The sequence below is a fragment of the Erwinia persicina NBRC 102418 genome (genome assembly GCF_001571305.1).
Taxonomy (GTDB): domain Bacteria; phylum Pseudomonadota; class Gammaproteobacteria; order Enterobacterales; family Enterobacteriaceae; genus Erwinia; species Erwinia persicina.
The window spans coordinates 26,770-38,206 of record NZ_BCTN01000023.1; the positions used below are offsets into that span (position 1 = coordinate 26,770).

General features: G+C 48.1%; 11 protein-coding genes and 2 pseudogenes. 7 read left to right on the forward strand and 6 right to left on the reverse strand.

Translation table 11 applies throughout. The features are described 5' to 3' along the window. Window positions 1-162: 162 nt before the first annotated feature. Window positions 163-333, reverse strand: a complete 171-nt coding sequence (locus tag EPE01S_RS23985) for a hypothetical protein (protein ID WP_255210162.1) — start codon at window positions 331-333, stop codon at window positions 163-165. 126 nt (window positions 334-459) lie between these two features. On the opposite strand from EPE01S_RS23985, the pseudogene EPE01S_RS19610 reads away from it, so the two are divergent. Beyond that, a pseudogene (locus EPE01S_RS19610) lies at window positions 460-693 on the forward strand (MFS transporter); the annotation flags it as partial. Between the two features lie 301 nt (window positions 694-994). After that, complete coding sequence (locus EPE01S_RS19615; RefSeq protein ID WP_255210163.1) at window positions 995-1,351, forward strand: hypothetical protein; 357 nt, start codon at window positions 995-997, stop codon at window positions 1,349-1,351. Window positions 1,352-1,366: 15 nt separating this feature from the next. On the opposite strand, the gene EPE01S_RS23050 is transcribed toward EPE01S_RS19615, so the two are convergent. Together EPE01S_RS23050 and EPE01S_RS19620 are read right to left on the reverse strand one after the other, a co-directional pair. After that, window positions 1,367-1,516: a helix-turn-helix domain-containing protein gene (locus tag EPE01S_RS23050; RefSeq protein ID WP_306304614.1), complete on the reverse strand. Its 150-nt coding sequence runs from the start codon at window positions 1,514-1,516 to the stop codon at window positions 1,367-1,369. 339 nt (window positions 1,517-1,855) lie between these two features. Next, window positions 1,856-2,977 carry a hypothetical protein gene (locus tag EPE01S_RS19620; RefSeq protein ID WP_062748536.1) on the reverse strand — a complete coding sequence of 374 codons (1,122 nt, stop codon included), beginning with the start codon at window positions 2,975-2,977 and terminating at the stop codon, window positions 1,856-1,858. A 504-nt stretch (window positions 2,978-3,481) separates the two neighbouring features. On the opposite strand from EPE01S_RS19620, the gene EPE01S_RS19625 reads away from it, so the two are divergent. The 5 genes from EPE01S_RS19625 to EPE01S_RS19645 all read left to right on the forward strand — a co-directional run bounded on the left by EPE01S_RS19625 (window position 3,482) and on the right by EPE01S_RS19645 (window position 7,663). Continuing rightward, window positions 3,482-4,306 carry a ParA family protein gene (locus EPE01S_RS19625; protein ID WP_062748538.1) on the forward strand — a complete coding sequence of 275 codons (825 nt, stop codon included), beginning with the start codon at window positions 3,482-3,484 and terminating at the stop codon, window positions 4,304-4,306. After that, the gene (locus tag EPE01S_RS19630) at window positions 4,306-4,602 is read left to right on the forward strand and encodes a hypothetical protein (RefSeq protein WP_062748540.1); all 297 of its coding nucleotides are present in this window, start codon (window positions 4,306-4,308) and stop codon (window positions 4,600-4,602) included. Before EPE01S_RS19625 ends, EPE01S_RS19630 begins: the two co-directional genes overlap by 1 nt. Before the next feature lie 60 nt (window positions 4,603-4,662). Next, window positions 4,663-5,247 (forward strand): hypothetical protein, encoded by a 585-nt coding sequence (locus EPE01S_RS19635; protein WP_157076035.1) that lies wholly within the window; start codon window positions 4,663-4,665, stop codon window positions 5,245-5,247. An 804-nt stretch (window positions 5,248-6,051) separates the two neighbouring features. Next, entirely contained in the window at window positions 6,052-6,765 is a 714-nt protein-coding gene (locus EPE01S_RS19640) for a tyrosine-type recombinase/integrase (RefSeq protein WP_062748545.1), read from the forward strand. Between the two features lie 124 nt (window positions 6,766-6,889). Further along, a complete protein-coding gene (locus tag EPE01S_RS19645) occupies window positions 6,890-7,663 on the forward strand; it encodes a DUF8608 domain-containing protein (protein WP_062748547.1) in 774 nt (257 codons plus the stop codon). Window positions 7,664-7,845: 182 nt separating this feature from the next. Here the strand turns inward: EPE01S_RS19645 and EPE01S_RS23675 are convergent, their stop codons facing one another. The 3 genes and pseudogenes from EPE01S_RS23675 to umuC all read right to left on the reverse strand — a co-directional run. Next, the gene (locus EPE01S_RS23675) at window positions 7,846-8,016 is read right to left on the reverse strand and encodes a hypothetical protein (protein WP_167550592.1); all 171 of its coding nucleotides are present in this window, start codon (window positions 8,014-8,016) and stop codon (window positions 7,846-7,848) included. Window positions 8,017-8,435: 419 nt separating this feature from the next. After that, window positions 8,436-8,657: a hypothetical protein gene (locus EPE01S_RS19650; RefSeq protein ID WP_062748550.1), complete on the reverse strand. Its 222-nt coding sequence runs from the start codon at window positions 8,655-8,657 to the stop codon at window positions 8,436-8,438. A gap of 1,677 nt (window positions 8,658-10,334) precedes the next feature. After that, a pseudogene (umuC, locus tag EPE01S_RS19660) lies at window positions 10,335-11,390 on the reverse strand (translesion error-prone DNA polymerase V subunit UmuC); the annotation flags it as partial. Window positions 11,391-11,437 lie beyond the last annotated feature (47 nt).

Consider the following 11,437-nt stretch of genomic DNA (forward strand, 5'->3'; position numbering starts at 1 on the left):
CGTAACAACAGCGCGCAAAACGCAGAGCCTTAGCTGAAGGATTCGGTGTCGTTTGCCACTGAGAAGTGACTGGCCCGACCGAGGCCAGATTTTCTAAAACCTGGAAAACATGTGGGCCGGCCAAGCAGTAATAACGATAGCCCCCCACAGACTCTACGGTGATCAGCCCGCCATCACGCAGTTTTGCGAGATGGCGGGCTGCGCTGTAATACTGGCGGCCTCGGCCAGAGCGCTGGCAGAAATTGCTTCGCCGCCAGACAGATTAATTAGCATTATCGAACGTACCGGCTCGGCGATGAGATGTGCCACGACTGAAATATGAAATTGGTTCATTCTGCACGCCATTGAAAGTGAAATCAGTGTTTACCATGGCGCGATAGTTCGATACGGCTCGAACCAATATTTAGCGTGCGCAAGGTATAGTCAATACCTCCCATATCCGGGCAATTGCTCCTACCAATGAATAACACTTCTTCGTGTCAAAAATGGTTGTTAACTGCAACCAGTATCAGTTATATCATCGTGATTCTTGATACATCGATTGTGAACTTTGCACTTGCACTGCTGGCAGCAGCTCTGCACCCGACCATTAGCGGACTACAGTGGGTCGTCAGTTCCTACACCATCACTTTCGCCAGTTTGCTGCTCAGCGGTGGTGCTCTGGGCAACAAACTGGGGGCAAAAAACGGTTATTCCTGATTATGGCTGGGTCACATACGGGGAGCGGGTCAAAAGCCGGTTATTCCTGATTATGACTGGATCATATTCGGGGTCAGGGTCATCAAACCGACATTACTAACTGATCGTTGTATCTGAGACTGGGGGCAGGTCAGAGAGAACTGATACATGGGGTATGTGCGCGCCATATTTCAAGGAAAATCCCCAAAGGCTTGCTGCCGAAAAAAGTCTTGAAATAAGCAAGTACGTGCAGTCAGTTCTCGGGAGACGCTCCGCATCTCAGATTTCACAACAGTGTATTGCTGTGGCATTTTTCATGAAGGAAGAGCTCGAGTCTATCCTTAATGCTCCCATTACTTTTACGCTAGGGTACGTCGAACTGAATCATCGCAATGTATTCTATACACCCGAGGCTGAACTCAAGGCACTGCTTAATAAGCCCCTGACGCACGGAACTCTCAATCTCCATGCTTGGTTGACCACGCCATCTTATGAAATCATCGATCCAACGTTCTGGACGACATACGGTGTTGTTAATAGTGACCCCGACTGCATCGGATTAGTTATGATGCAGCATTATTCTCTCTTCAATGAGTATGTTATTCATCACCCGCAACTCGTTGGAGAAGAATACCTTTACAATATAGGTGGAATTGTTGAACTGGACAGATGATGACTACGGTATAAATCATGGACGACGGTCTTCAGGTGGCCCGCAGCTGTCGAAGTAGCGTAACAGCCTGATTACCGATGGCTTCAAGCCGAGATAGCGGGCGATGATCCACTCGCCTTTCTGCCAGGTCCTGATCAGGGTGTTGCCCAGCTTTCCGGACGACAGCCCCTGGCGCTAGGAGAGTTACGCAAGGCTGATGCCAGTTTTACGGACAGCGGTGATGACGTCTTCCGGGTGCCAGTCCTTACGCGCATTACTTTTTTTGAATGAATCGTCATGTGCCGGCGCCGTGTCCGAGGTGGTATTACAGGGGGCAGTTTGGATATCGAAAATTATTGTACGTTACGTCTGTTTTTTGAAGAGGCTTCTCTATCGCAATAGGCTGTTTTCCCGCGCTATATGGAGTCTCGCTGGTATGTTGGGGTATTGAGATAACCTAAATGCCACACCGTAAGCACAATAACTTATAATGCATTAACTCCAAACAGCTCAGAATGCTTATGGCTAGTCAGGAAAATAATGTTTCATGAGTCTTTCTTTTTCGGAGTTAAACTCAGCATCAAAATCAACTTCGGACTCCATTTCCGATTGCAAATCATGCAGGGCTTTAACCAAGACCCACGCGCTGTAGTGAATGAAAGGGTTCAGGCCAACCACATTACCAGCGGTAGTATTGGTCACTGATTTTACGGCCATTATCGTTTCAATCTTTTTTGCAGCGGCAGCAACATCCCAATCAGATACAAACAGCAGAAGCGCGGCAATTGCCATCAGTGGATTGCTACCTCTCAGAGCTGTGGTTGAGTAGCCCAACAGTCCCCGCAGCCGTGGATGAGCATTTCTCACCTGTGACGCAACTTGCGTTGCCAGCTCGTATTTTTCAGAAAGGATTGACCTATCAAATGTGGCCGTACCAGAGTCTTTCGCAATAATGCTTTTAGCTTTAGTGACCACCCCTTTGAGCCTTACATCCCATAGGTCTCTATTATCCCGACGATCCAAAGCCAGCTCGGGAAACTTGAAATACAGCGACTGGTAAACTTCATTATCAATGTCAAACCAACTTTTTTTGGTTACACTGATATCGACAATGTACCGATCTCTATTTCTATCGTTTCTTATCAGAGAAGCCCTAGCAATTTGTACGATATGTGGGTTCAGATTGAAGATAAACGAACCTTGCTCACGCAAATCCAAGAACCACTGTCGCATGTTCCGAATGTTTTGTTGAGTGAATATATTGGCTTCAATCCCGGCACAGACCATCAACCCGATCAGCTGTGTGACTTTGGAACCAGAACGCATGAAATCAACACGCCCGTCGTTAGCAACTAAATTTAGCTTGTCTGAACCGGTGTAAAAATCACAGCAAGTAAGATGAGTATCCTTTCCTTGGCTGTCGCGAAAAGCAAAATGCGCCTGCTTTACAATATTGCCTTTCGACTGTGATTTAGCCTCAGCAACGTAATGCCCGCCAGAAGCATTGCAGGCTGGGCATTCAATATCTGCCTTCACAAAATCTCGAAAACTTAGCGCTGAATCGGCATTATTTTCATCAAAAAGACTTTCCAATTGCCGGGCATCAAATTCACCCTTAAACGTTCTGGAGTAGGCCGTAATCGTCATAAGTAGTCTCCTTTCATGGGGACTCATATTTTATCACATTGCCATTCATACCAGCGCATTTCACGCCTTGCAGCTTGTACGCGCTAATCTGCACCAGCCGTTACTCCGGCGATCATAAGCAGGGTTCAAAAATGGATATTAATGATTTACAAGATCGTCAGCTCACTTCTCAGCAACGCGCTGAAAGCGTGTTCACTCTTACTGGCCACCGCGCCCGATCAGGCGCAATGATAGAGCGCGTTCCTCAATACCCCAACATACCAGCGAGACACCATATAGCGCGGGAGAACAGCCTATTGCGATAGAGAAGCCTCTTCAAAAAACAGACGTAACGTACAATAATTTCAGACCTCCAAAATGAATCAACATGTCGTGGCCGGTAATGAGATTTGTGTATTACTAATGTAATACATTTGTAGTATTAAATGACTTGACTCAGGCGCAGCAAAGGAATTAAATAGACTACAAATGTAATACTCTTGAAATACATCATTGGAGCTAATTATGAGTGATAACAGGGTTAAGCAGAGCGCATTTGTCATCGCAGCAATGAGCAACAAAGGTGGACCGGGAAAGACATCGTCCACTACGAATACGGCTGTAGCACTTGCTCTGCAGGGCAAACGCGTTTTGGTAGTGGATGGAGATCAGCAGGCCAATGCAACAGAGGTGCTGGCAAACGGTAAGAAAGAATATGCCATGTATGGCAATACGGTCTGCGACCTTTACAACAACCAGAAGTTTGATGTGCGTGAAGCAATCATACCGGCAAAAAATGGCGATCAGGACATCCCTGGCCTGTTTCTGATCCCGTCAGATCCGTCTTTTGAGCGCGTCATGGAAAACTGTATGGCGCGGCCACATCGTGAGAAAATCCTGATGCGACACCTCAAACCGGTGATGGATGAATTCGACTTCATTTTCATCGACTGCTCGCCTGCACTTAATCTTTCAGCATCAAACGCGGCGTTCATGGCGGATCACGTGCTCATTCCGATTGATGGTGGCTCATTCTCCGTAACAGGCGCGCAGACGGTGTTGAATTACCTGGATGAGATTAAGGAAGAAGAATTTACTCACTACAGCCTGTTCAGGAACGAGTACAACAGTTCCAAAAAAGTCATGAATAACTTCCTACAAAACGAGCTCGAAAGAATTGAACGCTTCAGAGATCACGTTTTAAAAACGCGTATCCGCACCGATGAGAACGTCGCTCAGGCGCAGGTTATATTCAAGGCGGTATATTTCTATAACCGTAACGCGCTGGTTATCAACGACTATAAATCAATGGCTAAAGAGATGATTTCTCTCAAAGAAGGGGCACAATAATGGCCGGAAAAATTTTACAACGCCCGCAGGTTGAGAAACCGGCTGTCGTGAAGGCAGACCAGGATACCCGCCTCAGTAATGTGCGTACCAAACGTAACAGAACTACCAGTGAAGCACCTAAAACGGTACGCCTGACGGCAGAAGAAAAAATGCTGTGTTCAAAGCTGACTGAAGCCGTACAGGATCTGGCGCCCAGCAAAACCATCACTGACTCCACTATCCTCCGTGCCGCCTTACACCTGGCAAATCAGATGGGGCCGGAGAAGCTGGTCAAAATAGTTAAGGAATACCTTTAACGTTTCGTACAAGAATGCCGATATCTACATAGTTACTAATAAGGATATATGAGGATAATTATGCAGGCATCAGATTTCACAAATACGCTGATTCAAAGGCATTTTGTACAATTAAGAGAAAGTCATAATCTGATATATCAGTTTGCTATTGAGGCTGAAGGAAAAGATAAAAGTTTTATTGTTAACCCGCAGGTAAAACAAACGATGGGATGGCCTGCGCATGTAATCAGCATGTACGACTATCGGAAAATGTGGGGAGTGGATTACGACCGGCTAATGCACCTTTGCATCATCTCATTCTGTACTGAAATGGAGTTCATGTTTAAAGCAATATTTACACAATACGGTTACAGCACCATCGGAAATGCAAAAGGCTTTTATCAGCGTTTCAGTGACGTTGTCACCGCCTTAACGTTGGTCGGTATTAACTTCTCTTCCATTCAGCCTTCACTAGACAGGCTGAATACAGCATTTCAGATAAGGCATATGTGCATCCACAATCTGGGTATCGTTGATCAGGGGTTCCATAATAATACCGGTCTGGGTATGGTGGGGCAGGCTTATACCATCACTCAGAGCGACTACATTGGCATGGTTGACGCCTGTGTTGAACTACAGAAACTGCTCGATGCCCAACTGCCCTAGCGGCCTAACTGAAATAAGTTAAATGGCCGCTTTAGCGGCCTTTATTTTACCTCTTATCCACCAGGTAACAAAACAGGCATACGGTTACCCGCCCTCCCCTTCCCGGTCATTTTTGCCTGAACCCTGACGCTGCACGCCCCGCGCGGCCATTCTGCGAATTAATCCAGTCCGGCGGGCGCCGGAGCCGCGCTTTTACTGCGTAACAGATACCGGTATACGCCGGGTTTTGTTACCCTGCCCTTCAGCGGCCGGCGATTTATTCCGGTGGCGCCGGCTCCTGTCCGGGGGCAAAATAGGCGTCAGAAGGAAGATTAACGTATTTCGAAATCTGGCGGGGTTACCCCTGTGAAAGCGAAAGAATTCGCACAGCGCGACACTGTATTACTCCTGTAATACATTTATTGGGGCGGATCTTCACCCGGCTGGCGGGAGACCGGCGAATGCCTCCGAAGCCAGTTTCTTCCCCTGCCGTGACGCAAGGAGGCCTGAGCCTGTAACCTCAGAGCTTAGCACCGGAGTCATTAAGCCGCGGATACCTGCAAGATGCACGCTTCCGGACAGGCAGTACTGGGGGCGGATTCTGGAAGTTTCCCGCGCTCTTTTATAGGCTGAAGGAAGGATGTGAAAATCCAGTCCCGTCATGACGTGCTTTATCAGTCTATTGTGTAATACACATGTATTACTTTTGTCATTCTTAATCAGGCCGGTAAACGTGTTAACAGATTACGGTGAAACTACTTTTGACCTTCTTTTGTATTTCAAAGGTAGTGCGTATGTAATACATATGAGATTCAGGAGTATGTCATGCTGATGCCTTCAGCCGGGACTAATGGCCTGGCGTTGCAGAGCTGGGAAACGGCGCTTGCCCTCCGCGGTATGGCGCTGCTGCAGCAGGACCTGCCGAAATATCTGCTGGCGCCCGAAGTGGCCGTTCTGCTCAACTGTTTTGACGATGAGCGGCAGCGGATGCTTTTCGCCTTTCTGTGGAATACCGGTGCGCGCGTGACAGAGGCGCTGATGGTTACCCCGGAAGATCTGCAGCTGGACGGCCTGCGTCCGTTCGTGCGCCTGCGTACCCTGAAGCAGCGCAACCGCGGAAGGGGCCGCCCGGCTAAAGACGAGAAGGTCGCGCGCGTGGTGCCGCTTCTTGACGCCGCGTTTGTCCGGGAGATGCGTCGCTATCTCGCCACGTTCCGGACGGGGCGCCGGACACCCCTGTTCGCCGTAACGCGTAAAACGGCCTGGAGCTGGCTGCAGCAGGCGACAGACAGAGGTGAAGCATCAGGTATTATCTTTGCCGTTTCGCCGGTAAGCCCGAGGACACTCAGGCACAGCTATGCGATGCATCTGTTCCTCAATCACGTACCGCCTAAAGTGGTACATACCTATATGGGGCACGAGCGCTATGAGAGTACCGAGCAGTATCTTAAAATATTTGCTCTGGATGTGGCACCGCAGCTGGGGATCCGTTTCAGCCTGGATGCACAGGATTTTGAGCAGCTGCTGACCCGTAAGTAAGGGTTACAGAGGTTGCCAGTATTTCATATGTATTACATTTGACATACATACGTGCGTCATTATTCGTTTCTAAACCCGCATTGCAGCGGGCAGAGAGTTTATCTGTTTCGCCTGGAGTGCGCGCATGTCTGACTCATTATTCAAATCTTTCACAGCCAAAAAGTGCCCCACCTGGCGTTGTCCGGTATGCTTCAATGAAACTCTGTCCATTGTGCCGGAGAGTTTTTTTAAAACTTACAACGGTGCATCCTCACGCTCTGAGAATGAAGACTGGTTCGGTGCAGAATATGTCGTGATGGTATTCAGCTGCGTGCTGCGGTGCCAGCGCAGTGACTGTGGCGAAACAGTTGCTGTTACCGGCACCGGTGAGATTGATGTATATAATTATTATGACGAAAGCGGTAAAACTCAAACTGACTATACCAATACATTCCACGCGCTAACGTTCTACCCGCCTATCCCTCTGTTTAAGCCTCCGGTAATGTGCCCTGATACAGTATTGAATCTGCTCGGTTCGGTATCATCGCTGCTGACGGGACATTCCACCTCTGCTGCAAACGCAATACGCTCACTTCTGGAAGTTCTTCTCGATGACCTGCAGGTACCGCGTGAATCGATAGGGAAGGGAAATAGGGGGCGGGCTATGACACTTCATGAGCGTATTGAAAATTACAGGGACATCACAGGTATCCACCATGAGGGTATGATGGCATTGAAAGTGTTCGGAAACGCCGGCAGTCACGGTGAAGTTATTGAGCAAAAGCACCTTGAAGACGCCTGCCTGGTGCTTGAACAGCTCGTGATACAGCTCTACAGCTCCCGCGCTGATGTGACCGCGCAAATTTCGCGGCTGAATGAAGAATTCAACAAAAAAAACCGCCAACGATTGCCTGAGTGACTGGCGAACTACATGAATATTACCTGTGTAATACATTTGTAATCCTTTCACGGTGTGCGATGTCTGTTTAAAGGCGGGGTCGCGTAAAAGTTTAAAGCTTATCGTGTAGTTCATATGTGATTCATGTGTATTTTTTTTGTATTACATAGGTAATGCCGTTGGTGAGTCTAGAACCCTGTACTTCAGTGTTCTTTATAAAAATTAATTCCGATCTGCCTGGCGGCGACAGTGGAGATTTTTTCCGAATGCGCCGTTTCGTCCAAGTGAAAAGCACGTTTTGTGCGGGTTGTGGCAGCAGGGAAGGGCGCTTTTTGCACCGCAGGCACAACATGTAGTGTGCCGGTCAGCGACATAAGGCACTACATGTTGATTATCCACAGAAGCGGGGGATAAGGGTGTGGACAATGGACAGAATCACCTGAATGTCCAGGTACGCGGGGAATTTAACGAGAGGTGTAAATAGGCCGCGCAAGCGGCCTTTGATAAAACATTGTCCAACTAATTGTACGTGGTGTGAGAACTTATCGTTTCGTCAGTTTCATCTGATTCGATAGTATCAATGGTAACATCGTTGTCATGCTTACAGCGCCAGCAAGTGAACGTGGCCGAGTAGATGTACGAGGTTAAGTGACTACCAGCTTCACCATTGTTACTGCATTTTACATCTATAACGTTATTTATGACGCCACATTTGCCACAAGTAATTTCCATTTAATGCCTCTTAAATCATATGGTTATATATATGAAAAGGCTGCACACGCGGCCTTACTTATCATGGGTTAATGCGTTTTTCGGTGTCATCCAGTAATCCCGGATTGTTGAACCAATTCCGCGCTTCTGCATAGTTACCAATATCGATTGCAGCTATGACGTGAGCCAGCGAACTCATGGCGCTGTCACGCGACAAGGTTCCGTCCTTATAACCATCAAGAGCAGCATTGATCAGGTTTTCCATACCTTTATGGTCGGCGGTAGTTAAAGTTTTTTTAGTCATATAAAAGCCCAGAGCTATTGGTTAGTGGAATTGAGAATATTGGGGTAAATCAGTGGGTTTCAAGGTGTTAGCGGCGTCAAAAAATGCTAGAAGCAACTGAACTGGACGGTATAAGCTGAACGTCCAGTATGGTGAGGGGATTACGTAACAGACAGGGTTTGCCAGCAGTTCTGCGACCGCAGCGTCGCATCGAACGCAAAGTATGCCAGTGTTAGGTGGAATTACGGCTATGTCCAGCTTGGTAGGGATATGTAATAAACGCACTTCCTGCGCGTTTCGAGAATTTTTAGTGAATAAAGTTCATATAGCGAAGCTGAGAAAGAATATCGTGATCTGCGGGGCGTTTCTCTGTGGTGTAGGCTACCTGCATAGCATTGCCGTTAATATCGAACCATCCGATAACATAATCATTTAAGTCTCTCTGCCTATCTCTACTTGTTGAGTGAGCTATTTGCGAAGAGTCCGGTAGGAAATGGTTCGGACTGGTTTCAATCAAAACCATACCTCGCCTTGAACCCTGTACGACTGGTATTTTTCTAAGCATACAATCACCTTTTTTTGTTAATTGAAGTATTGCCTTATAACACACCACCGCATCGCGCGCAAAATATGCCTACAGATTTCAGATTGGCCGAGAAGCAGCAGTGGAATAGATGCCAGCAACAGACGGAAGTACCTGTGCGTCCAGAATTCTTAAGTAGAGGTATGTTTAAGCATCGGGAGGAAGGGGTTACACAGTTAAAAACCAGATTCCTAATCCTATACAGATGGTCCCGAGAAGAACGTTTAACAGTATTTGAGGGATGAATGAACGCTGGCCTCTATAATGGTAAATATACGGTGCCATCCTCCTGTACTCTTTGAAAACCCCTTTCTTATATGATGTATAGCTATCGATAAAGCTATAAATCCCCAGGAGAAAAGAAAGGAAAATTACAAATGTATGCATACTGGTTTTCCTAATATGCTGTATGGCAATTATTAGATGAGGGATAGCGGAGTGGCGATTAGTCGGCCTGTTAGTGAATTGATGAAGCGGGTTTCTCATCCTGGACTGTAAACAGAGTACCTCTCATGATCAGACCGGTAATATAGGCTGGTCCAGCAATGAAAACCAATTCCAGTGGTTCTTTGAAGTAAAAAAATTTCCTGCATCAGAGAATTAAAATTAATCATCATTACTTCCTTCGGTTCCAGACAGTTGAGCCTGTACCTATTCTACCGGCACAGGTGCTCCGTAGCCATCATAACCTGACCGAATGACGGTAACGTCTAATATGCGCGGTGCTGAAAAAGGCTGTTTTGAAGGCATTATCTGGCCGCTAACAGACTTCCTGATAAATACCATGTAGCCAGACAATAGTGTTGGTTATGTCCTGCCGTGATGGAACGGCAATTCGGGAGGTGTCCATGTTACTGGTCATTGAACTAAACAGAGCTGAGATGGTTAACGATAGCTGTGCCTATCGCATTCTGTTCAGCGGTAAGTACATCGCAGTCGTCTGGGCGTACTAATCAGACGAGGACGGGGCTTTGCCCCTTTCTTCTTCGCGCACAGGACGTAGTCAACTGAATGTATCACTGTGCGGAGAATTTAAATCCCGGCCTTTAAAAGGCCGCTGGCGCGACCTGTGAGGCATGAATGGTGGTGTGTATGTGCGAGGAATATTGAAATGCTTATAAAATTCGGGCTACAGGTATATCATCCCAGCGTGTTGTCCACGCAGGAGAAAGCATATCCCGCTTCATCTTCCATTCTGTTTGTATTCCCTGAGAAGCGAACCACACATTGCCCAGCCCGGACTGGTTGATACCGTCTAGTACCTTCATCAGCTGCGCGCTGTTTGCCCGCGGCTGCGCATCGTCAAAGAGACTGAGCTGGCTGACCCCGTTAGGGGTGAAGTCATCGAGCATAATGCCCGCCTTCATATATCGCCGGTCATCAAGCCAGATGCGGTCCAGGCTGCGCATGGCCACCTCAATGATGTCACGGGTGTCCTGTGTGGGCAGCGTAAGCTTCTCACCGGCGGAGTTGCCATAAAATACTTCGTTCACGGCGTGCGGTGAAGTACGGATGAATACGCTGATGCGCCGGCAGAACTGCCGCTCACCCCGGAGTTTTTCTGCTGCACGCGTTGCGTACTGACACAGTGCCTGCTGCATGGCCACTTTTGAAGTAATGCGTTCACCAAACGACCTGGAACAGCAAATCTGCTGTTTGGCCGGAGGCAGTTCCTCGATCGGGATACAGGATTCGCCGTTCAGTTCGCGCACGGTTCTCTCCAGCACCACGTTAAAGTCTTTGCGGATGAGTGCAGGGTGCGCCCGCGCCAGCTGCAGGGCGTTACTGATGCCCATGATGTTCAGCCTTTTACCGATGCGCCGGCCCACGCCCCAGACCTCCTCCACGGGCTGGTTGGCCAGCAGCGTTTCGGTGCGTTTCGGATTACCCGGCGTGAGCGCCAGCACGCCGCGAAACTGTTTCCACTCCTTGCTTGCCCACTGCGCGGATTTTGCCAGGGTTTTTGTCGGGCCCATACCGACACCTACTGTCAGACCCGTTGTCGCCAGAACGTGCGCGCGCAGTCGCCGCCCGAAGTGCTCAAAGTCCTCGCAGCCATCGATGCCGGTCAGATCCAGGAACATCTCGTCGATGCTGTACTGCTCAACCCGGGGAGTCATTTCCTCAAGTGCAGTCATAACTCTCTGACTGAGACTGTGATTTATGTGGAATGCAATTTAAACAAAAAAATAAGTTACCATTCCTCTGAAGTTTATTT

What these genes read in the sequence shown, in the direction of transcription:
- EPE01S_RS19625 (WP_062748538.1), top strand. Translation starts at nt 3,482, where the DNA reads ATGAGTGATAACAGGGTTAAGCAGAGCGCATTTGTCATCGCAGCAATG.
- EPE01S_RS19635 (WP_157076035.1), top strand. Translation starts at nt 4,663, where the DNA reads ATGCAGGCATCAGATTTCACAAATACGCTGATTCAAAGGCATTTTGTA.
- EPE01S_RS19650 (WP_062748550.1), bottom strand. Translation starts at nt 8,657, where the DNA reads ATGACTAAAAAAACTTTAACTACCGCCGACCATAAAGGTATGGAAAAC.
- EPE01S_RS19645 (WP_062748547.1), top strand. Translation starts at nt 6,890, where the DNA reads ATGTCTGACTCATTATTCAAATCTTTCACAGCCAAAAAGTGCCCCACC.
- EPE01S_RS23675 (WP_167550592.1), bottom strand. Translation starts at nt 8,016, where the DNA reads ATGTCGCTGACCGGCACACTACATGTTGTGCCTGCGGTGCAAAAAGCG.
- EPE01S_RS19640 (WP_062748545.1), top strand. Translation starts at nt 6,052, where the DNA reads ATGCTGATGCCTTCAGCCGGGACTAATGGCCTGGCGTTGCAGAGCTGG.
- EPE01S_RS23985 (WP_255210162.1), bottom strand. Translation starts at nt 333, where the DNA reads ATGAACCAATTTCATATTTCAGTCGTGGCACATCTCATCGCCGAGCCG.
- EPE01S_RS19615 (WP_255210163.1), top strand. Translation starts at nt 995, where the DNA reads ATGAAGGAAGAGCTCGAGTCTATCCTTAATGCTCCCATTACTTTTACG.
- EPE01S_RS19620 (WP_062748536.1), bottom strand. Translation starts at nt 2,977, where the DNA reads ATGACGATTACGGCCTACTCCAGAACGTTTAAGGGTGAATTTGATGCC.
- EPE01S_RS19630 (WP_062748540.1), top strand. Translation starts at nt 4,306, where the DNA reads ATGGCCGGAAAAATTTTACAACGCCCGCAGGTTGAGAAACCGGCTGTC.